General features: G+C 73.8%; 19 protein-coding genes and 1 pseudogene. 11 read left to right on the forward strand and 9 right to left on the reverse strand.

What is annotated here, in order from left to right:
* On the reverse strand, nucleotides 1–7,905 hold a 7,905-nt coding region (locus AB0C84_RS25625), incomplete at its 3' end, for an amino acid adenylation domain-containing protein (RefSeq protein ID WP_361070953.1).
* A gap of 458 nt (nucleotides 7,906–8,363) precedes the next feature.
* On the reverse strand, nucleotides 8,364–9,899 hold the full coding sequence (locus AB0C84_RS25630; RefSeq protein ID WP_361070956.1) for an amino acid adenylation domain-containing protein: 1,536 nt from the start codon (nucleotides 9,897–9,899) through the stop codon (nucleotides 8,364–8,366).
* Nucleotides 9,900–10,136: 237 nt separating this feature from the next.
* Here AB0C84_RS25630 and sbnA point away from each other — a divergent pair, with 237 nt between their 5' ends.
* The gene (gene sbnA / locus AB0C84_RS25635) at nucleotides 10,137–11,102 is read left to right on the forward strand and encodes a 2,3-diaminopropionate biosynthesis protein SbnA (protein WP_339154007.1); all 966 of its coding nucleotides are present in this window, start codon (nucleotides 10,137–10,139) and stop codon (nucleotides 11,100–11,102) included.
* Nucleotides 11,103–11,129: 27 nt separating this feature from the next.
* On the forward strand, nucleotides 11,130–12,155 hold the full coding sequence (gene sbnB, locus AB0C84_RS25640; RefSeq protein WP_361070959.1) for a 2,3-diaminopropionate biosynthesis protein SbnB: 1,026 nt from the start codon (nucleotides 11,130–11,132) through the stop codon (nucleotides 12,153–12,155).
* Here sbnB and AB0C84_RS25645 read toward each other — a convergent pair.
* Nucleotides 12,146–13,051, reverse strand: coding sequence for an NAD(P)H-binding protein (locus AB0C84_RS25645; protein ID WP_361070962.1), 906 nt, complete (start codon nucleotides 13,049–13,051; stop codon nucleotides 12,146–12,148). The genes sbnB and AB0C84_RS25645 overlap by 10 nt on opposite strands.
* Before the next feature lie 71 nt (nucleotides 13,052–13,122).
* Here AB0C84_RS25645 and AB0C84_RS25650 point away from each other — a divergent pair, with 71 nt between their 5' ends.
* Both AB0C84_RS25650 and AB0C84_RS25655 read left to right on the forward strand, forming a co-directional pair.
* The gene (locus AB0C84_RS25650; protein ID WP_361070965.1) at nucleotides 13,123–13,761 is read left to right on the forward strand and encodes a TetR/AcrR family transcriptional regulator; all 639 of its coding nucleotides are present in this window, start codon (nucleotides 13,123–13,125) and stop codon (nucleotides 13,759–13,761) included.
* Nucleotides 13,762–13,901: 140 nt separating this feature from the next.
* Nucleotides 13,902–14,033: pseudogene (locus tag AB0C84_RS25655) on the forward strand (SDR family oxidoreductase); the annotation flags it as partial.
* On the opposite strand, the gene AB0C84_RS25660 reads toward AB0C84_RS25655, so the two are convergent.
* A complete protein-coding gene (locus AB0C84_RS25660) occupies nucleotides 14,034–15,257 on the reverse strand; it encodes an MFS transporter (RefSeq protein ID WP_361070967.1) in 1,224 nt (407 codons plus the stop codon).
* 171 nt (nucleotides 15,258–15,428) lie between these two features.
* On the opposite strand from AB0C84_RS25660, the gene AB0C84_RS25665 reads away from it, so the two are divergent.
* Nucleotides 15,429–15,896 carry a MarR family transcriptional regulator gene (locus AB0C84_RS25665; protein ID WP_361070970.1) on the forward strand — a complete coding sequence of 156 codons (468 nt, stop codon included), beginning with the start codon at nucleotides 15,429–15,431 and terminating at the stop codon, nucleotides 15,894–15,896.
* A gap of 46 nt (nucleotides 15,897–15,942) precedes the next feature.
* Here AB0C84_RS25665 and AB0C84_RS25670 read toward each other — a convergent pair whose 3' ends face one another.
* Nucleotides 15,943–16,749, reverse strand: coding sequence for an SAM-dependent methyltransferase (locus AB0C84_RS25670; RefSeq protein WP_361070973.1), 807 nt, complete (start codon nucleotides 16,747–16,749; stop codon nucleotides 15,943–15,945).
* A 137-nt stretch (nucleotides 16,750–16,886) separates the two neighbouring features.
* On the opposite strand from AB0C84_RS25670, the gene AB0C84_RS25675 reads away from it, so the two are divergent.
* Both AB0C84_RS25675 and AB0C84_RS25680 read left to right on the forward strand, forming a co-directional pair.
* Nucleotides 16,887–17,129 (forward strand): hypothetical protein, encoded by a 243-nt coding sequence (locus tag AB0C84_RS25675; protein WP_179836019.1) that lies wholly within the window; start codon nucleotides 16,887–16,889, stop codon nucleotides 17,127–17,129.
* A gap of 92 nt (nucleotides 17,130–17,221) precedes the next feature.
* On the forward strand, nucleotides 17,222–18,319 hold the full coding sequence (locus tag AB0C84_RS25680) for an acyl-CoA dehydrogenase family protein (RefSeq protein WP_361070976.1): 1,098 nt from the start codon (nucleotides 17,222–17,224) through the stop codon (nucleotides 18,317–18,319).
* Here the strand turns inward: AB0C84_RS25680 and AB0C84_RS25685 are convergent.
* Nucleotides 18,294–18,704 carry a DUF2000 domain-containing protein gene (locus tag AB0C84_RS25685; RefSeq protein ID WP_179847683.1) on the reverse strand — a complete coding sequence of 137 codons (411 nt, stop codon included), beginning with the start codon at nucleotides 18,702–18,704 and terminating at the stop codon, nucleotides 18,294–18,296. The genes AB0C84_RS25680 and AB0C84_RS25685 overlap by 26 nt on opposite strands.
* A gap of 64 nt (nucleotides 18,705–18,768) precedes the next feature.
* On the opposite strand from AB0C84_RS25685, the gene AB0C84_RS25690 reads away from it, so the two are divergent.
* The 3 genes from AB0C84_RS25690 to AB0C84_RS25700 all read left to right on the forward strand — a co-directional run bounded on the left by AB0C84_RS25690 (nucleotide 18,769) and on the right by AB0C84_RS25700 (nucleotide 21,473).
* Entirely contained in the window at nucleotides 18,769–19,575 is an 807-nt protein-coding gene (locus tag AB0C84_RS25690) for an AraC family transcriptional regulator (RefSeq protein ID WP_361070980.1), read from the forward strand.
* 15 nt (nucleotides 19,576–19,590) lie between these two features.
* A complete protein-coding gene (locus AB0C84_RS25695) occupies nucleotides 19,591–20,589 on the forward strand; it encodes an ADP-ribosylglycohydrolase family protein (protein ID WP_361070983.1) in 999 nt (332 codons plus the stop codon).
* Between the two features lie 86 nt (nucleotides 20,590–20,675).
* Nucleotides 20,676–21,473, forward strand: a complete 798-nt coding sequence (locus AB0C84_RS25700; protein WP_361070986.1) for an alpha/beta hydrolase — start codon at nucleotides 20,676–20,678, stop codon at nucleotides 21,471–21,473.
* On the opposite strand, the gene AB0C84_RS25705 is transcribed toward AB0C84_RS25700, so the two are convergent.
* Nucleotides 21,470–21,889: a TIGR03668 family PPOX class F420-dependent oxidoreductase gene (locus AB0C84_RS25705; RefSeq protein ID WP_339154027.1), complete on the reverse strand. Its 420-nt coding sequence runs from the start codon at nucleotides 21,887–21,889 to the stop codon at nucleotides 21,470–21,472. The genes AB0C84_RS25700 and AB0C84_RS25705 overlap by 4 nt on opposite strands.
* 128 nt (nucleotides 21,890–22,017) lie before the next feature.
* On the opposite strand from AB0C84_RS25705, the gene AB0C84_RS25710 reads away from it, so the two are divergent.
* Entirely contained in the window at nucleotides 22,018–23,091 is a 1,074-nt protein-coding gene (locus AB0C84_RS25710) for a hypothetical protein (protein ID WP_361070990.1), read from the forward strand.
* Here the strand turns inward: AB0C84_RS25710 and AB0C84_RS25715 are convergent.
* Both AB0C84_RS25715 and AB0C84_RS25720 read right to left on the reverse strand, forming a co-directional pair.
* Nucleotides 23,048–23,851, reverse strand: coding sequence for an enoyl-CoA hydratase (locus AB0C84_RS25715; RefSeq protein WP_179847680.1), 804 nt, complete (start codon nucleotides 23,849–23,851; stop codon nucleotides 23,048–23,050). The two genes, AB0C84_RS25710 and AB0C84_RS25715, sit on opposite strands and share 44 nt — an antisense overlap.
* A gap of 35 nt (nucleotides 23,852–23,886) precedes the next feature.
* Complete coding sequence (locus tag AB0C84_RS25720; protein WP_361070994.1) at nucleotides 23,887–24,531, reverse strand: class II aldolase/adducin family protein; 645 nt, start codon at nucleotides 24,529–24,531, stop codon at nucleotides 23,887–23,889.
* Nucleotides 24,532–24,593 lie beyond the last annotated feature (62 nt).

Consider the following 24,593-nt stretch of genomic DNA (forward strand, 5'->3'; position numbering starts at 1 on the left):
CACCTCGGCATACGTCCACGACACACCCTCGGACGACACCGCCACGGCGTCCGGACGCGCCGCCGCCTGCGCCTCGAACAGCGCCGGGATCGTCGCCCGCTCCGCCGGGGCCTCGGCCCGCCCGGCCCACTCGCCGAGGACCAGCGACCGCTCCTCGGGCGCGAGGACGTCCGCGGCGCCGATGGGCGAGTCCGGGTCCGCGAGCAGCGCGGACAGGTACCGCTCGAACCGCTCGACGAGCCGCCGCGCGGTGGCCGGGTCGTAGAGGTCGAGCGCGTACTCCAGCTCGCCGTCGAACCCCTCGGCGCGCTCGGTGAGGATCACGAGCAGGTCGAACCGGGACGCGCCGCCGGCCAGCGGCTCCAGCTCGGCGCTGAAGCCGGGCATCTCCAGCCGTGCCTCCGGGTTGTTCTGGAACGTCAGGCCGACCTGGAACAGCGGGTGCCGCGCCAGGTGGCGCGGCGGGTTCAGCACCTCGACGAGCCGCTCGAAGGGGACGTCCTGGTGGGCGTAGGCGGCGAGGTCGGTCTCCTTCACCCGCCCCACCAGCTCCCGGAACGACGGGTCGCCGGACGTGTCGGTCCGGAACACGAGCATGTTCACGAACATGCCGACGAGGTCGTCCAGCGCCTCGTCCGTCCGGCCCGCGATCGGCGACCCGATCGGCACGTCCGTCCCCGCCCCGAGCCGCGTCAGCAGCGCGGCGAACGCGGCCTGGGCGACCATGAACGGGCTCGCGCCGGTCTCGCGGGCGATCTTCATGAGTCCGGCGCGGGCATCGGCGCCGAGCCGGAACCGCTCCGTCCCGCCCCGGTAGGACGCCTGCGCCGGGCGCGGCCGGTCGGCCGGCAGCGGCAGCTCCTCCGGCAACCCGGCCAGAGCGTCCCGCCAGTACGCGATCTGCTTGGACACCAGGCTCTCCGGATCCTCCTCGGAACCGAACAGCTCACGCTGCCACAGCGTGTAATCCGTGTACTGGACGCGCAGCGGCGCCCAGTCCGGCGCCGTCCCGGCGGCCCGCGCCGCGTACGCGGTGACGAAGTCGCGAGCGAGCGGCGCCATGGACCAGCCGTCGCCGCCGACGTGGTGCAGGAGCAGCAGCACGACGTGCTCGTCCGGGCCGACCCGGAACAGGTGGGTGCGCAGCGGCGGCTCGGCGGTGATGTCGAACGCGTATCCGGCGGCCATGGCGAGCCGGACCGGCAGTTCCGCCTCGGTCGTCTCGGAGACTTCGAGCTCGGGGCGGGCGGCGGCCGGGGCCAGGACGAGACGGCGCGGCACTCCCCCGGCGTCCGGCAGGATCGTGCGGAGCGTCTCGTGCCGTTCGACCAGGTCGCCGATCGAGGCGCGGAGCGCGTCCGCGTCCAGGGGTCCGCGGATGCGCAGCGCGACCGGCATGTTGTAGGTCGCCGACGGGCCCTCCAGCCGGTTCAGGAACCACAGGCGCTGCTGCGCGTAGGAGGGCGGGACCACGTCGGGGTGCTCGCGGGGCTCCAGCGGCGGGCGGCCGGACGCCGCGCCCTCCAGCGCGGCGACCCGAGCGGCGAGGCCGGCGACGGTGGGCGCCTCGAACAGGGCCCGGACGGGCAGCTCGGCTCCGAGGGCCCGGCGGATCCGGGTCGCCACCCGCATGGCGACGAGCGAGTCGCCGCCGAGGTCGAAGAAGTCGTCGTCGATGCCGGGCGCTTCGATCCCGAGCAGGCCGGCGACGATGTCCGCGATCGCGGCCTCGCGGGCGTCGCGGGGCGCCCGGTAGGGAGTGCCGGCGCCGGTGAGCTCCGGCTTGGGCAGCGCCTTGGTGTCGACCTTCCCGTTGGGCGTGAGCGGCAGCTCGTCCATGACCACCACGACGGCGGGCACCATCGACTCGGGGAGGTTCTCCCGGACGTGGGCGCGCAGCTCCTCGGGGTCCACGTGGGCGCCCGGCGCGGCGACGACGTAGGCGACCAGCCGGCTGCCGCCGGGCGCGGCGCCCCGCCCCGCCGGGGCGCCGGGCGCGGCCAGCTCGGCCCGCGCGTCGTCGGCGCCGGGCAGCGTGATGGCGCCGACGGGGCGGTCCGGCTCCGCCACGAGGGTCTGGACGAGGCCGTCCAGCAGCGCGGTCAGCCGCTCCGCGGTGGCGCGGCCGACGACGTCCGGCCGGTACTCCAGCCGGAGCCGGAGCCGTTCGCCCGGGACGGCGAGCAGGGTCAGCGGGTAGTGGGTGGCGTCGACCAGGTCGGCGTCCACCAGCCGGACGCCGCCGAACTCCGCCTCCAGCAGCCCGGCGTCGAGGGGGTAGTTCTCGAACACCGTCATGGTGTCGAAGAGCGGTCCGGTCCCGGCCGCCCGCTGGATCTCGCCCAGCCCGAGGTGGTGGTGGGCGAACAGCGCCGACTGCTCGTCCTGGAGGCGGCCGAGGCTCTCCACGAGGGTCTCGGCGTCGCGCAGCCGGACCCGGACCGGCAGCGTGTTGATGAACAGCCCGACCATCTGCTCGGACCCGGCCAGTTCGGGCGGGCGCCCGGACACCGTGGCGCCGAACACCACGTCGTCGCGGCCGGTGAGGCGTGCCAGCAGCAGCCCCCACAGCCCCTGCACGACGGTGTTGACGGTGAGGCCGTGGCGCCGCGCCCGGGCGGTCAGCCCGTCGGACAGTTCCGCGCTCAGGTCGAGGACGACGTGCTCGGGGAGCACCGGCGGGCGGCCGGCGGCCGCGGGGGCCAGGAGCGTCGGCCCGGAGATCCCGTCCAGCGCCGCGCGCCACGCGTCCCGGGCGGCGTCGCCGTCCTGGGCGGCCAGCCAGGCCAGGTGCTCCCGGTACGGCGCGGTGGGCGGCGGCCGCTCCCCGGCGTACAGGGTCAGGAGTTCGCCGGCCAGCACCGGGATCGACCAGCCGTCGAGCACGATGTGGTGCGCGGTGAGCAGCAGGCGGTGGCGGCCGGGGCCCAGCCGGAGCAGCGCGAAGCGCAGCAGCGGCGGACGCTCCAGGTCGAAGGGGCGGGCCCGCTCGGCCGCCATGGCCTCCCGGACCCGCGCGGCGGGGGCGCCGTCGAAGTCGGTCTCCTCCCAGGGCGCTTCGGCCTCGCCGAGCACGATCTGCACGGGGTCGCCGCCGCCGGTCTGCGCGAACGCGGCCCGCAGGCCCGGGTGCCGGTCGACCAGCCCCTGCCCGGCGGCGCGCAGGGCGGCGGCGTCGAGGGGGCCCTCGAAGTCCAGGACGAGCTGGGCGGTGTAGACGTCGGAGCCGGAGTCGAGCAGCGCGTGGAAGAAGAATCCCTGCTGGAGCGGGGACAGGGGCCAGACGTCCCCCAGCCCCGGGTGCGCCGCCTCCGCCTCGGCGACCTCCGGCCGCGTCAGCGGGACCAGCGGGAAGTCGGACGGCGTGTGCCCGCCGCCGCCCGCCGCGACGTGCGCGGCGATGCCGCGCAGGGCCTCGAACCAGGCGGTGGCCAGCTCGCGGACGTCCGCGCCGTCCAGGATCCGGGCCGCCCACGTCCAGGTGGCCGACAGGCGCGGCCCGGCGGCCGAGTCGCGGGCGATCGCGTCGATCTCCACGGTGTGGGCGAGCGGCATGGCGGCGTCCCCGCCGCCGTCCAGGGCCCCCGCCTCGGCGGCGATGCTCCAGTCGCCGTCCGCGGTCTCGACCCGGCCGAGGTAGTTGACGACGATCTGCGGCGCCGGGGACGCGGCGAGCTCCGGTCCGGTCGCGGCGTTCAGGTGGCGCAGCAGGCCGTAGCCGACGCCGTTGTCCGGCAGCGACCGGAGCCGCTCCTTGACGTTCCGGACGGCCTCCCCGGCCGCCGCGCCGCCGGCGCGGACGTCGTCCCACGCCGCGTCGCCCGCGTCGAGCCGGACGGGGAACATGCTGGTGAACCAGCCCACCGTGCGCGAGAGGTCGAGCGCGGAACCGTCGCCGAGGTCTTCGCGCCCGTGGCCTTCCAGGTCCACCAGCACGGCGGAGTCGCGCGTGCCGGTCCCCCGGCGGCGGCGCCACTCGGCCACGGCGAGGGCCAGCCCGGCGAGCAGGACGTCGTTCACCCGGCCGTGGAAGGCGGCGGGCACGCCGGTCAGCAGCGCCGACGTGGTGGCCTCGTCCAGTTCGAGGGTCAGGCTCCCGGCCGTGCCGCGGGTGTCCTCGGCCGGGTCCAGGGGGCGTCCGCCGAGCAGCGGGTCCTCCGTCCGCAGCATCTCGGTCCACAGGCCGAGTTCGGCGACCCGGCGATCGGTGACCGCCTCCGCGGCCAGCCGCCGGGCCCACCGGCGGAAGGACGTGCCGACCGGGTCCAGCCGGACGGGCGCCCCGGTGGCGCTCGCCGCCCAGGCGGCGACGAGGTCGGGCAGCAGGATCCGCCAGGACACGCCGTCGACGACGAGGTGGTGCAGCACCGCCAGCAGGCGGCCCGGCGCGTCCGCGCCGGCGTCCAGCCACACGAGCCGCACCATCGCCCCGGAGGCGGGGTCCAGCTGCCCGCGGGCGAGCGCGGCCTGCGCCCTCGCGGTCTCCGCCAGGGCCGCGTCGTCGGCTCCGGCGACGTCGACCCGGAGGACGCACGCGGCCGCGTCGACCGTCCCCGGCGGGGCGATCCGCGGCTCGCCGCCATCGGGAAGGCTCATCCGGAGGGCATCGTGGTGGTCGAGCACGGCCTGCAGCGCACGGGTCAGATGCTCCGCGCCCAGTCCCGGCGGGGTGCGCAGCAGGACGCTCTGGCTGAACCCGGCGGCCGGACCGTCCAGGTCCCGCAGCCACCGCATGATCGGGGTCGCCGGGAACCCGCCCACGCCGGCCCCGGGCTCCTCGGCCGCGCCGCCCGCGCCGTCCCGCGCCGCGTCCTCCGCCGGCCGCGCGACCCGCGCGAGGGACTCCACCGTCGGGTGCCGGAACACCTCCCGCGGCGACAGCAGCAGCCCGGCCCCCCGGGCCCGCGACACCAGCCGCATGGCGATGATCGAGTCGCCGCCGAGGTCGAAGAAGCCGTCGTCGATCCCGACCCGCGCGACGCCCAGCACCTCGGCGAACAGATCCGCCAGCAGCTTCTCCGCGGGGGTGCGCGGCTCGCGGCCGGACGCCCGCGCCGCGAAGTCGGGGGCGGGCAGCGCCGCGCGGTCGAGCTTGCCGCTGGGGTTCAGCGGCAGTGCCTCCAGGGGCACCACCGCCGCCGGGACCATGTACGCGGGCAGCGCCTCGCCGACGAAGCGGCGCAGCTCGCCGGGGTCGGCGGAGCCGCCGGGCGCCGGGACCACGTAGGCGACCAGCCGCGGGTTCCCCGGCTGGTCCTCGCGGTGCACCACCGCGACCTGGCCCACCGCGGGGTGCCGGGCGAGCGCGGACTCGATCTCGCCCGGCTCGATGCGGAAGCCGCGGATCTTCACCTGGTGGTCCAGGCGGCCGAGGTACTCCAGCCGCCCCGCGCCGTCCCAGCGAGCCAGGTCGCCCGTGCGGTACATGCGCTCGCCGGGCGTCCCGAACGGGCAGGCGACGAACCGCTCGGCGGTGAGAGCGGACCGGTCCAGGTAGCCGCGGGCCAGGCCCTCGCCCGCCAGGTACAGCTCTCCGGGCGCCCCCACCGGTACGGGTTCGAGCGACGCGTCCAGCACGTAGGCGCGGGTGCCCGCGATCGGGCCGCCGATCGGGGCGCGGCCGGCGGGGTCGCCGTCGTCGAACCAGGCCGTCGCGTAGACGGTCGCCTCGGTGGGGCCGTAGATGTTGGAGATGCGGGCCTTCGGCATGAGCGCCCGCAGGTCCCGGACGAGCTTCGCGGGCAGCGCCTCCCCGGCGAGCACGACGTCGCCCGCCTCCAGCGCCGGGGCCCCCGTCGCGAGCAGGGCGGACACCGCCGACGGCACGCCGCTGACCAGCGTCCCGGACCAGCCGCCCCGCTCGGCGACCTCCAGCAGGTCCCGGACGACCTCGATGCCGCCGCCCATCGTGAGCGGCGCCAGCCACTCGAACACCGACACGTCGAAGTTCAGCGACGTGGAGAACAGCACGCGGGCGAGGCGGCCGGGGCCGAAGTCCTCCCGCGCCCACGCGCACAGGTCGACGACGCCGGCGTGCGAGACGACGACGCCCTTCGGCCGTCCGGTCGACCCCGAGGTGTAGATGACGTAGGCGGCGTTGCCGGGACGGAGCGGGCGGACCCTCTCCGCGTCGGTCACGGCGGCGGGCGCGCCGCCGCCGGGCGGGCCGCCGAGGGCGAGCGCGTCCAGCTCGACCCGGGGCGTCCCGCCGGGCAGGACGGCGTCCGAGGTCGTGACGACGCAGACCGGGGACGCGTCGTCCAGCATGAACGCGATGCGGTCCGCCGGGTAGGCCAGGTCGACCGGGACGTAGGCCGCGCCCGCCTTCAGCACGGCGAGCGCCGCGACGACCAGGTTCTCGTCGCGCGGGAGGGCGAGGGCGACGAAGTCCTCCGCGCCGACGCCGCGGCCGATCAGCAGGCGGGCGAGGCGGGTCGCGCGCTCGTCCAGCTCCCGGTAGGTGAGGGTCGCGCCGGCGTGCGTCACGGCGGGCGCGTCCGGCGTGCGGCCGGCCTGCGCCTCGAACAGCTCCGGGACGACGGCGGGCGCGACCGGCCGCGCCGTGTCGTTCCACTCCTCCAGCACGCGGGACCGCTCGGCGGCGTCCAGCAGCTCCACGTCGCGCAGCGGCGTGGCCGGGTCCACCGTCCCCAGCCGGCGCATGAACCGCAGGTAGCGGTCCAGGTGCGCGGCGACCTGGTCCTCGGTGTAAAGGTCCGGGTGCGCCTCGAAGTCGACGCGCATCCCGGCACCGTCGAAGTTGTCGTAGACGTTGATCGACAGGTCGTCGACCGGGCCGGTGGTGACCGCGTGCATCCGCGCCGGCAGGCCCGCGAAGTCCAGCCGGTAGTCGAAGGCCATGACGTTGATGACCGGGCCGTACAGCCGGTGCCGCTCGCCCAGCAGCCTCAGGTCGCGCACCAGGTCGTCGCGCCGGTAGCGCTGGTGCCGCAGCGCCCGCGCGGTCGCCCGCGTCACGGCGCGGACCAGGCCGTCCACCGTCATGTCCGGGCGGACCCGGACCCGCAGCGGCAGGATCGTCGACAGCATCGCCGGCGTCTCCAGCGCCAGCCGGGACGTGCGGCCGGAGACGGCGAGGCCGAGGACGACGTCCTCGGCGCCGGTCATCCGCGCCACGTACGCGGCGGCCGCCGCGATCGCGAGGCCCGGCGTCGCCGTGCGCAGCAGCCGCGCCCCGGCGGCGAGGGCGGCGCTCTCCTCCGGCGGGACGACGCCGGTCAGGCTCCGGTGGTCGGCGGTGGGCTCGGCCGTCGCGTCCGACAGCGACACCGCCACCGGGCGGTCGGCGAACCGCTCGGTCCAGTAGGCGCGGTCCCGCTCGAACCGCTCCGACGCCCGGTACTCCTCCTCGTCGGCGAGCAGCGCCCGGTAGTCGCCGAGCTCCGCCGGGACGTACCCGCCGCCGGCCGCCAGCGACGTGTAGATCTCCGCGGCCCGGTGGGCGATCAGCGAGCCGCAGTAGCCGTCCTGGATGATGTGGTGGGCGCGGATGAACCAGCGGTGCAGGTCCGGCGACAGCCGCAGCAGGGCCGTGGTGAAGAGCCGCTCGCCGTCCAGCGGCAGGGGCTCGGCCATCCGCTCCCGCGTCCACGCCCGCGCGGCGGCGTCCGGGTCGGGCTCGCCGGACAGGTCCACCAGCGGGATCGACACGGAGGCGTCCGGGTCGAGGATCTGGTGGACGGTCCCGTCCTCCTCCACCAGCCGCGCGTTCAGCGCGAGCACCTCGTGCGCGCCGATCCGCGCCACCCGGTCGAACAGCTCGTGGTCGAGCGGTCCCTGAATCTCGATGTACTGCGCGATGTGGATCGGCGTTCGCGGCGCCAGCTGCTGCGCGTACCAGACGCTGCGCTGAGCGGCCGAAAGGGGAACGTACTCGATGGACATCAGGCGGTGCTTTCCCGGTCGCAGGGGGTTTGCTTCACGCCCGGATTCGGGTCCGGCAAGACGCCGGCGGGCAGAAATTCAAAGAGAATGACCACAGAACTGATCGGGTTTCCCCGTCCCCTTTCACCCGAGTTTCCTCCGGGGACGCACATCGCCCGCACGATCCCGGAGTCAACGCCCCGTGTTCCGGCCAATACGGAGCGCCGTCGCTTTCCGCCCTCGCCCGTCTTCCGCTCGCGTCCCACGATCTACTCAGGAGTAGCGGGGTCACAGTCAACCAGCCGGTCACATGCCTCGCAATCCCCTCAAAAGCAGAACTTGCCCGGCCCCATTGCTAACAGGAGTGACAAAATCATCGGCCGCCAGGTCCGTTCCGGACAGGCGGGACGCTCGACGGGTGACAAAGGTTGGCAACCCAATCCGGCCAGCCCGGTCACGCTCGGTGAAGGGCAGGCCGGCTACCTGCCCGGGTACTCGTGCACCACCACCGCGGCGGCCCGCACCGCCGGATGGCGCTGCAGCACCGCCTCGATCTCGCCCAGCTCCATCCGCACCCCGGCGATCTTGACCTGGCGGTCGACGCGCCCCAGGTACTGCAGCGTGGGACGGTCCTCGCCGCCCGCGCCGGGCGGCAGCAGCCGCACCGCGTCGCCCGTCCGGTAGAGGCGCCCGGTCGGGGACGCCCCGAAGGGGTCCCGGTAGAACGCCTCGCGGGTGCGCTCGTCGTCGCCGAGGTAGCCCCGGCCGACCACCACGCCGCCGACGAACAGCTCCCCGGTCTCGCCGACATCGCACGCCGACCAGGTGCCGTCGTCCTCCTGCCGCAGCACGTACAGGCGCGCGTTGACGATCGGCGTGCCGATCGGCAGGCGGAGAAGCCCCAGGTCACCGGCCGTCACGGTGTGGTGGGTGACGTCGTCGGAGCACTCGGTCGGGCCGTAGGCGTTCAGCAGCCGGGCGTGCGGCACGGCCTCCAGCCAGCGGCGGGACAGCTCGGCCGGCAGCTCCTCGCCCGTGGCGATCATCCAGCGCAGGCCCGCCAGCGGGCGGGCCCCGGCGCCGCCGGCCGGGGAGGCGCCGGCCGCCAGGTCGTCCAGCAGGTGCCTGACCATGGTCGGGACGAGCTCGACGACCGTGACGCCCTGCGCGTCCACCGCCCGGGCGAGCGCGACCGGGTCGTGGCCCACCTCGTCGCCGACCACGTCCACCCGGCCGCCGACGAGCAGCGGGCAGAGCATCTGCCAGATCGAGATGTCGAAGCCCAGCGGGGCGGTGAACGCGACCACGTCGTCGCCGGTCAGCTCCAGGTCGGCGACCTTCGCCCAGAGGTGGTTGAGCATGCCCTGGTGCTCGACGACCGCGCCCTTGGGACGGCCCGTCGACCCCGAGGTGAACAGCACGTACCGGGGCTGGTCGAGCGTGCTCAGGCGCGGCTCCCCCGCCCACGGGGCCAGGCCGTCCGCCCGGGACGCGCCGACGACCCGGCACCCCGCCTCCGCCGCACCCTCCAGCAGCGCGGGCGCGACCCTCTGGGCGTCCATCGTGATCAGCAACGACGCGCCCGCCTGGTCGAGGACGTCACGGACGCGGGCGGCGGGCCAGGTCTCGTCGGCCGGGACGTACAGGGCGCCGACCAGCTCGATCGCGAGGAACGCGGCGATGACGCCCGCGCACCGGGCGCCGCCCACGCCGACGACCGTGCCGGGACGGACCCCCTCGTCCTCCAGCAGCGCGGCGATCCGGCGCGCCTCGGCGGCCAGCCCGGCGTAGGAGAGCGTCCGGTGCTCGTCGGCGACGGCGGGGCGGTCGCGCTCGGCGGCGATCCGCTCCACCCGCGCGATGACCGGGCCGGCGAGGTCGACGTCACGCTCGCGGAGCATTCCGAGCCGCGCGGCCAGCTCGCGGGCCCGCTCCGCCTGCGCCGCGGGCACGTCCAGGGCGGGCAGCCCGGCCAGGGGGAGCAGCCGGTCCACGGCGGGTCCGCGAGCACTCATCTTAACTCTCCGTGTTGTAGGACTTCTCCGCTGTAACAAGCAAAACAAGCGGCCGCCATAGCCTAAGTCCGGCCCGGCAGAAGTACCACGCATTCTGCCCTACCGGCGGGTAATCAGGGGGTTGCGGCGGCAAGATGCCCGAAGGTACCGTGATGCCTCGCCATGGCTCTGGCGTGAAGCCCGCGGCGAACTTCGGGGGAAGACGAGGGAATTGCTTCTTCATTTCAGGGTGGCAGCGTGCCGATCATAACCTCGCCGCAGGAATTCAATGTCGACGACCTTTACGTCGATCTTCGGCATGTCATACAGCGCCCGCTCTACCTCAAATGCGAGGGCTTCAATTTCGCCGGTTCGGTGAAGCTGAAGGCGGCCGCGGCGATGGTGGAGGCGGCCGAGCGGGACGGCGCGCTCACCCCCGGCTCGATCATCGTGGAGTCGTCGTCGGGCAACCTCGGGATCGCGCTCAGCCTGATCGCCGCGAGCCGCGGCCTGCGGTTCGTGTGCGTCACCGACCCGCGCTGCAACCCGGCGTCGATGCGGGTCATGCGGGCCCTCGGCGCGGAGGTGCGCGTGGTGTCCGACCGGGACGCCAACGGCGGCTACCTCGGCGGGCGCATCGCCTACGTCCGGAACCTGTGCGCGTCCGGCGACGAGTACGTGTGGCTGAACCAGTACGCCAACCGCAACAACTGGCTGGCGCACTACCGCGGGACGGCCCCGGCGATCGACCGCGAGTTCCCCGACCTGGAGGTCCTGTTCGTCGGCGCCGGCACGACCGGCACGCTGATGGGCTGCGCCCGCTACTTCCGCGAGCACCGCCGGCCCGTCACGATCGTGGCGGTGGACGCGGTCGGCTCGGTCACCTTCGGGGGCCTCCCCGAGCGCCGGATGGTCCCCGGTCTCGGCACCAGCACCCGGCCGGCGCTGGTGGACGAGTCGTTCGTCGACGACGTCGTGCACGTCCCCGAGACCGACACGATCCGGACCGTCCACGCGCTGGCCTCGCGCGGGTTCCTGTTCGGCGGCTCCACCGGCACCGTCGTGTCGGGCGCCTCCCGCTGGCTGGAGGCCAAGTACCCCGGCGAGGACCCCGTGGCCGTCGCCATCGCCCCCGACCTCGGCGAACGCTACCTCGATTCCATCTACGAGGAGAACTGGCTGCGCGAACACTTCGGCGACCCGGCCGCTATCCTCGGCGACTGATCATCACAGCAGAACGGAGTTCCGCACATGACGCAGGCCCCAACGTTCGCCGTGGTCTCCGGCGCCCAGGTCCACCAGGCGGTCGCCGGGCGCGAGGCGGAGGTCACCCGGATGGTCGAGGCGGCCTACCGGCTGCACGGCGAGGGCCTGACGGTCAACCCCGACTCCTACTTCCTGCGCTTCCCCGACCGCCCGTCCGACCGGATCATCGCGCTGCCCGCCTCGGTCAAGGGCGGCGTCGGCGTGCACGGCATCAAGTGGATCTCCAGCTTCCCGGGCAACGTCGCCAACGGCGTCCCGCGCGCGTCGGCCGTGCTGGTCCTCAACGACGCCGAGACGGGCTACCCGTTCGCGTGCCTGGAGAGCTCCATCATCTCCGCCGCCCGCACCGCCGCGTCCGCCGCGCTGGCCGCCGCGGCCCTCGCCGACCGCCGCGGCCCCCGCCCCCGCCGGGCCGGCTTCGTCGGCACCGGCCTCATCGCCCGCTACATCCACACCTACCTGGCGGGCAACGGCTTCGCCTTCGACGAGCTCGGCGTCCACGACCTGTCGCGCGAGCACGCCGAAGGCTTCCGGGGCTACCTGGAGCGCGCCGGCAAGGGCGAGATCACGATCCACGACTCGGCCGAGTCGCTGATCCGCTCGTCCGATCTGATCGTCTTCGCGACCGTCGCGGGCGAGCCGCACGTCACCGACCCGGCCTGGTTCGCGCACGCACCCCTCGTCCTGCACGTGTCGCTGCGGGACCTCTCCCCCGAGATCATCCTGTCGTCGTACAACGTCGTGGACGACGTCGAGCACTGCATGAAGGCGAACACGTCCCCGCACCTGGCCGAGCAGCGGGTCGGCCACCGCGACTTCGTCGCCGGGACCCTGTACGACGTCCTGACGGGCGAGACGGCCCCGCCCGCCGACAAGCCGGTCGTCTTCTCACCGTTCGGCCTCGGCGTCCTGGACCTGGCCGTGGCGAAGTACGTCTACGACCAGGTCGCGTCGTCGGGCGAGCTGAACACCGTGCCCGGCTTCTTCCACGAGATGAAGCGCTACGGCTGACGCCCGGAGGCGTGCACCGCGGGCTTGAGGACCTCCTCGCACCACTGCCGGAAGGTGGTCGGGGTGTCGATCGCGTGCCGGGGGGTGCGGACGATCGCGTCGTCCAGGCCGTTCTCCTTGGCCGCCATCATGTCGAGCATGCTCTGGACCATGGCGCCGGACATGCCTCGGGCGGTGAGCCGGTCCGCGAGGGCCTGGGCGGGGATCCGCTCGTACCGGACGGAGGTTCCGAGCACCTCGGAGATGACGGCGGCGATGTCGTCGTAGGACAGGTTCTCGGGGCCCAGCAGGGGGATCTCTTCCTGGCCGGTCCACGTGGCGTCGAGCAGCAGGCGGGCGGCGACGGCCGCGATGTCCCGCGTGGCGACGAGGCGCAGCTCGCGGTCGGGAGAGATCACGTCGAAGAACCGGCCCAGCTCCTTGATCGTCTGGACCTGCCGGAGCACGTTCTCCATGAAGCCGGACGCGGCCAGCGCGCGGAAGGCGACCCCGGTGCTCGCGATCAGGTCGTCCATGGCCAGCGACGCGGTCACGTGCCCGGCCGTGCCCGCCTGCGGGGTGCCGCGGCCGAGGGCGCTGACGTCCACGACGCGCTTGACCCCGAGGCCGCGCATCGCCTCCGCCGCCGGCCTGGTGAAGCCCAGGAACGCCTCGTTCGCGTCGGCGGCCCGGGGATCGGACGGCAGCAGCCAGAACACGGCGTCGGCGCCGTCGAAGGCCTGGGCGACGACCCGCCCGTCGCCGTGCGACCCTTGGACGACCTCGACACGTTCCCGCACGTCGGCGCGCAGCCTGGCCGGATCGCGCGCGATGACGCGGACGGGCTCGCCGGCCGCGAGCACGGTGTCGACGACCTGGTGCCCGATGTTCCCGGTGGGGGCGGTAATGACGATCATGGCGTCCCTCCAATGACCTGCCGGGGATAAGTAAACTCAACCGTACCGTTTATTTTTGAGGACGCAACCCGATGAGTGCAGCAGGCGCATCCCCGGAGCGGGGCCGGCAGCGACGCGGTGAGGAGCTGCGCCGCCACATCCTGGCGGTGGCCAAGGACGTGTTCCTGGAGACCGGCTACGAACGGGCCTCGATGGACGCCGTCGCCGCGCGCGCCGGGACGTCGAAGCGGTCGCTGTACGCGCATTTCGAGAGCAAGGACCGCCTGTTCCTCGCCGTCATGGAGTGGGTCCGCGAGCTGTACCTGGGCAGGCTGAAGACCCCGGACGCGTACGCCGAAGACCCGGCGGAGGCGGTGACGCTGTTCTGCGGGCGCTTCCAGCAGCTGATGGCATGGGAACCGCAGGTGCGGACCTGCCGGCTCTGCATCGCCGAAGCCGAGCGCCTGCCCGGCAGCTCCAGCGCCTACTTCGACGCCATCTTCGCCAGCACCCGGGAGCGCCTCACCGGCTACCTGGCCGAGCACCACGTCGTGGACGCCGCGGCCCTGGCCGAGGACCTGCTCGCCCGGACGGTGCTCCCGCGCCTGTTCCGCACGCTCCTCAACGTCGAAGCCCCGAGCAAGGACGACCCAGACGAGCATGCCCTGTCCGAAGCCGTGGATCTTTCCGCGATCCGCCGCCTGGTGTCGGCGGCCCTGCGGGAGGGTTAGGCGGTGTTTCAAAGTCCCGGCCCACTTCGCTCGCCTGGCGGCTCGCTACGTGACCGGTACTGGGCGAACGCGGCATCGCTTCGCGATCTGCCCGGCTCCGCTCGCCTCCGGCCTCGCTCCACCGGCCAGGTCACGCGTTCGCGCGCGTGGCCGAGGCGAGAGTCGGCCGCCCCCAGGAGGTCGCCGAGACCGTCGCGTTCTTCGCGTCCGACGCGTCCAGTTTCATCACCGGCGCTCTCGTCGACGTGGACGGAGGCCGGACCGCCCAGTGATCAGGGGCCGATGCCGGCCTTGGCGCCCGTGGAGGAGGCCGGGGCATGCCCGAGGTTCGCCGGGGCCGTGGTGGTGCGGGACCGGCGCGATTCGAGCCGTTGCGAGAGGACGGCCAGCACCAGAGCGGCGGCGGCCAGGACGGCCCCGACGGCGCTGGGCGCCGTGTAGCCGAGGCCCGCGGAGATCACCAGGCCGCCGAGCCAGGCGGACAGGGCGTTGCCCAGGTTGAAGGCGCCGATGTTGGCCGCGGAGGCGAGCGTCGGCGCACCGTGGGCGTGGTCCAGGACGCGCTTCTGCAGCGGCGGGACGGTGGCGAAGCCGAGAAGGCCGATGAGGAAGACCGCCACGACGGACGCGGCCTTTCCGGAGGCCAGGAAGGTGAACAGCAGCAGGACCACCGCCAGGCCGCCCAGGGCGGTGTAGAGCATCGGCATGAGCCTGCGGTCCGCGAAGCGGCCGCCGATGAGGTTTCCGGCCACCATGCCCAGCCCGAAGACCACCAGCAGCCAGGTGACGGACGACTCCGCGAAGCCGCCGACCTCGGTCATCATCGGCGCGATGTAGGTGATCGCGGCGAACACCCCGCCGAAGCCGAGGACCGTCATGGCCATGGCCAGGACGACCTGGGCGTTCTTGAAGGCGGCCACCTCGTGCCGCAGCCGCACTCCCTCCGGCTTGGGCACGTCCGGGACCAGCCCGGCGACGCCCGCCAGGCCGAGCACGCCGAGGGCGGCGACGATCAGGAAGGTCACGCGCCAGCCGGCCGTCTGACCCACGAACGTGCCCAGGGGCACGCCGACGACGTTGGCCACGGTCAGGCCGGTGAACATCATGGAGATGGCGCCGGCCTTCCGCTCCGGCGCGACGAGTCCGGCGGCGACGACGGAGCCGATGCCGAAGAAGGCGCCGTGGGCCAGCGACGCCACCACCCGGCCGATCAGCATGACGGCGAAGACCGGGGCGGCCGCGGAGATGAGGTTGCCGAGGATGAACAGGCCCATGAGCAGCATGAGCATGGTCCTGCGAGAGATCCTGGTGCCGAGGACGGTCATGATCGGCGCACCGGCCACGACGCCGAGGGCGTAGCCGGTGACCAGGAGGCCGGCCGTCGGCACGGAGACGCCGAGGTCCGCGCCGACCTTGGGCAGCAGCCCCATGATCACGAATTCCGTGGTGCCGATTCCGAAGGCCCCGATGGCCAGGGCCAGCAGTGCGAGCGGCATGGTGGGCGGTCCTTCCGACGTTCCAGACGATGTTGCGTAAGCCTTCTATGAGCGTCGACAATAATTGCACACGCGGGCTAACGGCAAGCGCGGGTATAGTGAGGTCCGTGACACGGCGGTGGGCGCTCCGCCGGCGCGTCCGCTCGCACGGCCCGACCGAGGGAGCTGCTCATGACCGCCACCGACCCGGCGATGACCGCCCTGGCGCACGGCTGGTCGGCGCTCTCGCTGCTGCACGGCCGCATCGAGGGCAGAGTCGAACGCGCGCTCCAGGCCGGGCACCGGTTGAGCGCGCGCGAGTACTCGCTGCTGGACGTACTGAGCCGCCAGCACGACGGCGAGGGCGGGCACCTGCAGATGCGGCAGGTCGCCGACTCGGTCGTCCTCAGCCAGAGCGCCACCACCCGCCTGGTGACCCGGCTGGAGGACCGCGGGCTGCTCTCCCGCTACCTGTGCCCCACCGACCGCCGCGGCATCTACACCGACGTCACCGACGCCGGCCTGCGCCTACTGGAGGAGGCCCGCCCCACCCACAACACGGCTCTGCGCGAGGCCCTCGATCAGGCGGCCGCCGAGCCCACGCTCGCACCCCTGGTCGATGCCGTGCTCCAGTTGCAGGGCGCTGACCGGCCGGCATGACCTGCCGCATTCGACGGGCCGGGCCGGTCGGTGACCAGCGGCCCTGCTAGGGCTTCTTCGCGACGGCGGCGTACATGTTCGTGGCGGTGTCGGGCAGGAGCGCGGCGCCCGGCGTGGGCCGCCAGCGCGGCATCGGGACGACGCCCGGTTCGAGGAGTTCCAGCCCGGCGAACAGGCGCTCCACCTCGGCGTGGTCCCGCAGGTACATGGGGATGCCGCTGCTGGTGTAGTCGTCGGCGAGCCGCCGCGACTCCGGGGCGAGGTCGGCGGTGGGGATGGTGACGGCCACGTAGCTGCCGGGGGCGAGCGGAGCGACGAGCGCCTCCACCAGCCCCTGGGCGTCCTCCACGAACTGGAGCATGGCGATCACGGTCAGCGCGACCGGCCGGGAGAGGTCGAGGACGTCGCGCAGCGCGGGATCGGTGTGGAGCGCCTCGGGGGACCGCATGTCGGCCTCGATGTAGGCGGTGCGGCCCTCGGGGGTGCTGGTCAGCAGCGCACGCGCGTGGGCGAGGACGATCGGGTCGTTGTCGACGTAGACGATCCGCGCGTCCGGCGCCACCTCCTGGACCACCTCGTGCAGGTTCGGCGAGGACGGGATGCCGGTCCCGACGTCGATGAACTGCCGCACGCCCAGCTCGGCGAGGTGGCGGCCCATCCGCTGCATGCAGGCCCGGTTGGCGATCATCGAGGTGCGCAGCCCCGGCCAGTTCGCCAGCACCGCGGCCGCGGTCTCCCGGTCGGCGGCGTAGTTGTCCTTGCCGCCGATGATGTAGTCGTAGACCCGCGCCGAGTGCGGCCTGTCGGTCTGCAGATCCGCCTCGGCGGAGGGGTCCCGCGGAACGTCCGACATATCCGGTACCCGCCTTCGGTCGTGCCTCCAGATCCGTTGATCACTCTAGTTCCGGAACGCCCGCCCGGCCCCGCTTTCGCCACGTCCGCCCCTCGCGTTCGGGACTGAGAACGTGCGCCAGTGGGCACGGTGTGTCTATGGATGAGCGAGATGTTCCGCGTGGGGACGTGCAGGAGCTGTCGGACTTCGAGCTGGTCGTGTACGAGACGGTCGCGGAGATCGACAAGGAGCGCGGGGCGGCGGACTTCGAGACGATCGGGGCGCTCGTGGACGCGCCCGAGGAGGATCTGTGGGCCGCGCTCGGCCACCTCGTGTCGATCAACCATCTGCACTCGACGAGCAAGGGATACGTGCTCGGGCCGCACGACTGGGCGCCCTGACCGTCCCGGTGGATGGGAAGGGCCAGGAGGCGGGCGGCGGGCGCGCGGCACGATGACCCGGTAGGCCTGGGACACGTGTGGGAGGACGCCCGATGAAGCTCGTCGTCACCGAGGAACAGCGGGAGCTGCGGGACGCGCTGCGGCGCTTCTTCGCCGACCGGTCCCCCGGCGCCGAGGTGCGGCGGCTGATGGAGACGACCGAGGGCCACGACCCGAAGGTGTGGCGGCAGATGGCCGAGCAGCTCGGGCTGCAGGGCCTGGCGATCGCCGAGGAGCACGGCGGCGCCGGGTTCGGGATGCGGGAGCTGGCCGTGGTGTTCGAGGAGATGGGGCGGGCCGTGGTGTGCGCCCCGTTCCTCGCGACGATCACGGCCGCGGCGGCGCTGGAGGCCGGGGACGGCGGGCACGACCTGCTGCCGGGCCTCGCGGACGGGTCGGTGATCGGGACGCTTGCGGTGGCCGAGGACGGCGGGTCCTGGAACCCCGCCTCGGTGCGGGCGACGTTCGAGGACGGCGTGCTGCGCGGGACGAAGGACTTCGTCCTGGACGGGCACATCGCCGGCCTGGTCCTCGTGGCGGCGCGGGGCGAGGACGGGGTCGGGGTCTACGCCGTCGAGGACGCGGCGGGGCTCGTCCGGCACGCCCTCCCGACGCTCGACCAGACGCGGAAGCTGGCGCGGATCGAGCTGGACGGGGTCGCGGCGCGCAGGGTCGGGGGGCCGGAGGCGCTGGCGCGGGCCCTGGACGTCGCGGCCGTGGCGCTGGCCGCCGAGCAGCTCGGCGGGGCGCAGCGCACCCTGGACATGACGGTCGAGTACGCGAAGGTCCGGCACCAGTTCGGGCGGCCGATCGGGTCGTTCCAGGCGGTCAAGCACCGGTGCGCGGACATGTTCGTGCTGGTGGAGTCGGCACGGTCGGCCGTGCTGAACGCGGCGGCCGCCGCCGACGAGAGCCCGGACGAGCTGCCGGCCGCCGCCGCGCTCGCCCAGGCGTACTGCTCGGAGGCCTTCTTCCACACGGCGGGCGAGGCGATCCAGCTGCACGGCGGGATCGGGTTCACCTGGGAGCACGACGCGCACCTGTACTTCAAGCGGGCGCGGTCGTCGCGGGAGCTGTTCGGGTCGCCGGACCGGCACCGCGAGCGCCTGGCCGCCCTCGCCGGGCTCACGGGTGCAGCCGCAGCCCCTTGAGCACCTTGTCCACGCCGTTCTTAGGGCCGTGGACGGCGAATCCGACCAGGGGCATCTCCTCGGCGGTGACGGCCCGGACGGTCGCGCGGTTCGCCTCGTCGTGGCCCGTCTTGAACATGTCCTCGATGTAGACGGCGATGTCCATCTCGCGGGCGAGGGCGCGGGCGTGGGCCGTCGAGATCGCCTCGGCCCCGGCCTCGTAGACCAGGACGGGCTGGCGGAACATCGCCAGGTAGGTGTTGCCGGACGCGTCCTCGTACGGCTCTCCGATGACGCCGGGGACGCCGCCCGCGACGGCGCTGGCGAGGAACGCGGTGACGTTGAGCCGCTGCCACGCGGCGAGGTCGTCGCGGACCACGATCCCGATCTTGGTGTCGAAACGCATGCGGTCCAGCCTGCCCGCGGCCCGGGCGCGCCGTCTTGAACGCTCGTGCGCCAGACTGGGAGGCGTGGACTGGAGCAGGTACTGGCGGTCGCCCGACCGTCCGCTGGAGGCGATGCACGCCCACTTCGAGCGGCACGCCTACCACCGGCACAGCCACGAGACGTACTCGTTCGGCGTCACCGAGGACGGCCACCAGGCGTTCCGGTGCCGGGGCGGGGCCCACACGAGCGCGGCCGGGATGGTCATCGCGTTCAACCCCGACGACCCGCACGACGGCCACGCCGCCGACGAGCTCGGCTTCACCTACCGCATCGTCCACATCGGCGCCGGGCTGATCTCGGACGTGCTCGCCGACATCGCGGCGCGCCCGGTCGGGCTGCCGCTGTTCGACGCGCCCGTCGTGCCGGACCCCGCCCTGGCCCGGGCGCTGCGCGGGCTGCACGCGGCGCTGCTCGGCGGTGCGCCGGCCCTGAAGCGCGACGAGCTGCTGACCGCGGCCGTCGGGACGCTGGTCGACCGGGCCGCCACTCGCAGGGTGCACGCGGCGCCCGCCGGCGGCTTCGTCGAGCGGGCCAGGCGGCGCCTCCATGAGTGCTGCACCGACGACATCGGAGCCGACGCGCTGGCAGAGGCGGCGGGGTGCAGCCGGTTCGCGCTGTACCGGGCGTTCCGGCGGGAGTACGGGATGGCGCCGAGCGACTACCAGCGCCAGCTCCGCCTCCGCGCGGCGCGCCGCCTGCTCGCCCGGGGCGACGCGATCGGGGACGTGGCGGCCGGCACCGGTTTCGCCGACCAGAGCCATCTGACGCGCTGGTTCGTCCGCTGCTACGGCATGACCCCCGGCGGCTACCGCGACGCTTGTACGGATTAAGGAAGAATGCCGCCCATGAAACGGGCGAGCGGGGCGATGTTCGGGCTGGCGTACGGGGACGCGCTGGGCGCGCCCACCGAGTTCCTCACCATGAAGCAGATCCACAGGCGGTTCGGTGAGCACGGCCCCGCGCGGCCCGAAGGCGACCCGGCCCTCGTCACCGACGACACGCAGATGGCGATCGCGGTCGGGCTCGCGCTCCTCGACGCCCTGGCGAACCCGCCGTTCACCCCCGACCTGATCACGCCGATGTGGCGGCGGCGCTTCGTCGACTGGCTGAACAGCCCCGACAACGACCGCGCGCCCGGGAACACCTGCCTGCGCGCCTGCCGGAACCTGGCCGCCGGGAGGCCTTGGGTGGAGGCCACCGTGGCGGGCTCCAAGGGCTGCGGCGCCAACATGCGCGTCGCGCCGGTCGGCCTGGCCCCGGGCCTGTCGGACGAGACGCGGGCCGGGGCGTCGCAGCTCCAGGCCGCTCTCACGCACGGGCATCCGACCGGGCTCGCGGCGAGCGAGCTGACGGCGTTCGCCGTGCGGTGGCTGGCCGACGGGATGGCCCCGGCCGACCTGCCCGCCGCGCTCCGGGCCCGCTGCCACGACCAGCGCGCCGTCTACCACGAGCGCTGGCTCGGCACCCTGTGGCAGCAGCCCGGCATGGACACCCCGGAGACGTTCGCCGCCCGGGGCTGGGACGAGTGCCTGGACGTCCTCGACCGCCTGGACGAGGCCGTCGCGCGCGGGGACCGGGCGTCCGACCCCTGCGCGGTCACGGGCGCGGGCTGGGTCGCCGAGGAGGCGCTCGCCACCGGCCTGCTGTGCTTCCTGCTGTTCCCGGACGAGCCGGTCGAGGCGATCCGGCGCGGCGCGGCCAGCTCGGGCGACTCCGACTCGATCGCGTGCCTGGCCGGCGCGTTCGCGGGCGCGCACCTCGGCATGGACGCATGGCCGGACGAGTGGGCGGCCCGCATCGAGTACGCCGCCGACCTCGCGAGGCTCGGCGAGGCCTGGGACTGATCCCGCGAGAGCACCGCTCTTGACGTGCGGCCACCCTAAAGCTAATATCCTTAGCTATAGAGCTACACAGTTTCAAGGAGTGCGTGATGAGCGAGACCCGTTTCCTCGACCTTCCCGGCGGACGGCTGGCCTACGACGACACCGGCGACGGCCCGCTCGTCGTGTGCCTGCCCTCGATGCTCGACCTGCGGTCGCAGTACCGGTTCCTCCGGCCGCTGCTCCTGGACGCCGGGTACCGCGTCGTGACCGTCGACCAGCGCGGGATGGGCGAGACCAGCGCGCACTGGCCCGAGTACGGCAGCACCCCGCTGGCCCACGACCTGCTGGCCCTGCTCCAGCACCTGGACGCGGGCCCGGCACTGATCTACGGGTGCTCCAACGGCGCGGCCGCCGCGGTGTGGGTCGCGGCCGAGGCGCCCGAACTGGTCAAGGGACTCGTGCTGGCGGCGCCGTTCGTCCGGGACGGCAAGGGCGGGTTCGCGCAGAAGCTGACCACCGCCCTCATGCGGGTCCCCGGCCTCGCCCTGCCGCTCTACATGTCCTACTACCCCAAGTGGGAGCCGAAGCCCCCGGCCGACTTCGCCGAGCACAAGGCCGAACTGAAGGCGAACTTCAAGGAGCAGGGCCGCGGCAAGGTCATCGCCGACTACCTGAGCATGTCCCACGCCGAGGCCGAGGCGCGGCTCGACCGCGTCCAGGCGCCCACGCTCGTCATCATGGGCACGGGCGACATCGACTGGCCCGACCCGGCCGCCGAGGCCGAATGGGTCGGCCGGCGGCTGAACGGCCAGGTCGTCCTGCTGGACGGCGCCGGCCACCACCCGCACGTGGAGTTCCCCGAGCGGGTCGCCGAGGCCGTCACGACCTTCCAGCGCTCCCTCTAGGACGCCGACCAGCCCGTCCAGGCCTCGATGGTGACGGCTATGACCGGGCCCTCGGGCGGGTGCTCGCGGTACTGGGGATAGCGCTCCGCCAGGAGCCGGACAGGTTCGGCCATGCGCGCGGGGTCGTCGACGACCGTCGCGTGGCCGTCCACGCGGACCCACCAGAGGCGTTCCCAGTCGTCCTCGTAGTGGTCCGCCAGGAGCGCGACGCGCGGATTGGCCCGGATGTTCGCGAGGCGCCGCAGATCCCGGCTGCTCTTGGGCTTGTGGTCGACGGCCGTGTAGACGGCGCCCCGGTGGACGGCGAACGTCACCGGGACGAGATGCGGGCGTGCGTCCTCCCCCACGGTCGCCAGGCGCGCGACCGGCACGGTGGTCAGCAGACGGCGCGCCTCGTCCGGCGCAAGCTTCGGCACCCCCTCACCCTGCCATGCCCTTCACCTGCCATGGCCCCCTGGCTTGCCATGCCCCCTCCCCCGCACGGGGTAGGGCGTTCGCCCCCCGGCGGGAGGCGCCGCGGCGGGGGTGCGGACAGGCTCGTCCCATGGAATCGGTCGGGAGGCTGTGGCCGCGCTGGGCGGGGTACGCGGCCGGGGTGTGGTCGGTGGGCGCGGTGGGGGCGGCCCTGTACTGGGCGGCCGGCGGGGAGACCGGGGCGCCGCCGGCCGGCGCGCGGGCGGCGGGATGGGTGATCGCCGCCCTCCTCGGCGTCGGCGGGATCATGGCGGTGTCGAGCGTGCGCGGCGTCGGGCGGCAGATGCCCCGGTGGTGGCCGCTCAGCGGGCTGTGGACGGCCTGCGTGCTGGCGGGGGCCGGAACGTTCGGCTTCGTGATGAACGTGCTGCAACTCGTCTTCGACGGGACGGTCGACGACTGGCCCAGGTTCGCCGTCGAGGCCCTGTGCGCGGTGGGCGCGGCCCTGCTCGCCGGGACAGCCCTGGCCTACCAGCGCAGCACGGCGGGACGGTGCGCACGGTGCGGCGGATTTCACGCCGTGACGGGCACCGGCACGACCTCGCCGCCCGTGTCCCCCGCGCCGCGCGCGGTGCGGTGGGCCGCCTACGGCGGGGCCCTGGGGTTCGCGCCCTACGCCGCCATGAAGACCACTTGGGCGTTCGGGGGCTCCTTCGCGGGGATCGAGGGCGAGCAGGTCGTCGCCGAGTTCGAGCGCAACGGCGCGTCCGGGCTGGTCCTCACGCTGGAGAGGTACGGACTGGACTTCACCACCCTGTCGGCGCTCGCCGGCGTCTTCCTGCTGATGGGGCTCACGCACGAATGGGGGCAGGTCTTCCCGCGGTGGGCGCCGCCGCTGGCCGGGCGCAGGGTGCCGCGCTGGCTGCCGCTCATCCCGGCCTGGCTCGGCGCCCTGACGCTCGGCCCGTACGGCGTCGTCGGCTCCATCGCCTACCTGCTGCCGCCCGTCCTCGGGCTGCGCGACCTCCCGCACGACGGGCTCATCAGCGGATGGTCCGGCTGGACGGTGGCGGCGTGCGGGATCGGCGCGTTCGCCGCCTACGGCCTGGCGCTGGGCGCGGCGGCGTGGTCGTACCAGCGGCGGACCAGGCCGGTGTGCGTCAGTCCTGGAAGTCCGGGGGGCGGTGCTCCCTCCGCGCCTTGATCGCCTCTTCGAAGTTGTGGGTGGTGAGGCGGACGTACAGCTGGGCGAGGCCCTCCTGCCCCATGTGGGCGTCCAGGCTCGCGGCGTCCAGGCTCGACCACAGCATCCGCTTGGTCAGCTCGGTGCCGGGACGGCTGAACCCGGCGATCCGCTCGGCCAGCTCGTAGCAGGCGTCGAGGAGCTTGTCGCCGGGGACGACGCGCGACAGCAGGCCGATCCGCTCGGCCTCGGCGGCCTCGACGTCGCGTCCGGACAGCATCAGCTCGAACGCGCGGGACGCGCCGATCGCGCGCGGCAGCAGGTAGCTGAGGCCGAGCTCGCTCGCGGTCAGCCCGTTGTTGATCCCGGCCGCGCGGAACAGGGCCGTGTCCGCGCCGAGCCGGATGTCGGCGGCGAGCGACAGGCACAGGCCGCCGCCGATCGCCGGGCCGTTGACCGCCGCGATGACCGGCTGGTGCACGCGCCGCATCGCCCGCACCACGTCGTCCAGCAGCTCCATCGAGCGCAGCGCGATCGTCGGGAGCGTCAGCCCGTCGATGCCCGGGATGCTCCCCGGGTTCTCCAGGTCGGCGCCGGAGCAGAACCCCCGCCCGGCGCCGGTGATCACGACGACGCGGGTCTCGTTGTCGCGGCTGACCTCTTCCAGGGCCTCCCGGAACGGCACCATCACGTCGAACGCCATCGCGTTCATGCGCTCGGGCCGGTTGAGGGTGATCAGGGTGACGTTCGGGCGCGGCCTGTCGACCAGGACGAAGGGCAAGGCGGGCCTCCCAGAGTGACCTAACAAGCGTTAGGTTACACGCGGGGGAAGTCGGGCGGCGCCAGCCCCCGCTCGACCACCTTCGCCAACTCCTCCTCCGTCAGGATCCGTGGCTCCCCGATCGCCTTGGCGCGGACGTACACGCCGCACAGCCACTCCAGAAGGCGCGCGTTCTCGTACGCCTCCTCCAGGTCGCGGCCGATCGTGACGCCCCCGTGGTTGGCCATCAGCGCGGCGCGCTTGCCGCCCGCCATGGCCGTCCGGACGTTCTCGGCCAGTTCGGGCGTCCCGTAGGTGGCGTACTCGGCGACCTTCACCACGCCGCCGAGCAGGAGCGTGTTGTAGTGGATCGGCGGCAGCTCGGGCATGGTCGTCGCCACGACGGCGCCGTAGGTGGAGTGCGTGTGCACGATGGCGGCGGCCGGGGTCGCCTCGTAGAGGGCGAGGTGCATCGGCGTCTCGGACGACGGCGCCTTGTCGCCGTCCACCCACCGGCCCTCGATGTTCACGACCGGGCAGTCGGCGGGCTCCATCCGGTCGAGCATCATCCCGCCCGGGGTGACCGCGACCAGGTCGCCCGACCGGACGCTGACGTTGCCGGACGCGCCGGTCACCAGCCCGGTCCCGGCGAGCCGCCGGCCGATCGCGCACAACGCGTCCCGCTCGTCCCTCAACAACATGCGAATACCTCTCACCTTTCGGAGCCTGCACCGCGTACGCTACGGCCCTGACGATCACTAAG

This window comes from Actinomadura sp. NPDC048955 (genome assembly GCF_040649435.1).
GTDB lineage: Bacteria > Actinomycetota > Actinomycetes > Streptosporangiales > Streptosporangiaceae > Spirillospora > Spirillospora luteofluorescens.

Excerpts from the sequence above, each read along its gene's own strand:
- AB0C84_RS25630 (WP_361070956.1), bottom strand. The coding sequence starts at position 9,899 with ATGAGTGCTCGCGGACCCGCCGTGGACCGGCTGCTCCCCCTGGCCGGG.
- sbnB (WP_361070959.1), top strand. The coding sequence starts at position 11,130 with ATGACGCAGGCCCCAACGTTCGCCGTGGTCTCCGGCGCCCAGGTCCAC.
- AB0C84_RS25645 (WP_361070962.1), bottom strand. The coding sequence starts at position 13,051 with ATGATCGTCATTACCGCCCCCACCGGGAACATCGGGCACCAGGTCGTC.
- AB0C84_RS25650 (WP_361070965.1), top strand. The coding sequence starts at position 13,123 with ATGAGTGCAGCAGGCGCATCCCCGGAGCGGGGCCGGCAGCGACGCGGT.
- AB0C84_RS25660 (WP_361070967.1), bottom strand. The coding sequence starts at position 15,257 with ATGCCGCTCGCACTGCTGGCCCTGGCCATCGGGGCCTTCGGAATCGGC.
- AB0C84_RS25665 (WP_361070970.1), top strand. The coding sequence starts at position 15,429 with ATGACCGCCACCGACCCGGCGATGACCGCCCTGGCGCACGGCTGGTCG.
- AB0C84_RS25670 (WP_361070973.1), bottom strand. The coding sequence starts at position 16,749 with ATGTCGGACGTTCCGCGGGACCCCTCCGCCGAGGCGGATCTGCAGACC.
- AB0C84_RS25675 (WP_179836019.1), top strand. The coding sequence starts at position 16,887 with ATGGATGAGCGAGATGTTCCGCGTGGGGACGTGCAGGAGCTGTCGGAC.
- AB0C84_RS25680 (WP_361070976.1), top strand. The coding sequence starts at position 17,222 with ATGAAGCTCGTCGTCACCGAGGAACAGCGGGAGCTGCGGGACGCGCTG.
- AB0C84_RS25685 (WP_179847683.1), bottom strand. The coding sequence starts at position 18,704 with ATGCGTTTCGACACCAAGATCGGGATCGTGGTCCGCGACGACCTCGCC.
- AB0C84_RS25695 (WP_361070983.1), top strand. The coding sequence starts at position 19,591 with ATGAAACGGGCGAGCGGGGCGATGTTCGGGCTGGCGTACGGGGACGCG.
- AB0C84_RS25700 (WP_361070986.1), top strand. The coding sequence starts at position 20,676 with ATGAGCGAGACCCGTTTCCTCGACCTTCCCGGCGGACGGCTGGCCTAC.
- AB0C84_RS25710 (WP_361070990.1), top strand. The coding sequence starts at position 22,018 with ATGGAATCGGTCGGGAGGCTGTGGCCGCGCTGGGCGGGGTACGCGGCC.
- AB0C84_RS25720 (WP_361070994.1), bottom strand. The coding sequence starts at position 24,531 with ATGTTGTTGAGGGACGAGCGGGACGCGTTGTGCGCGATCGGCCGGCGG.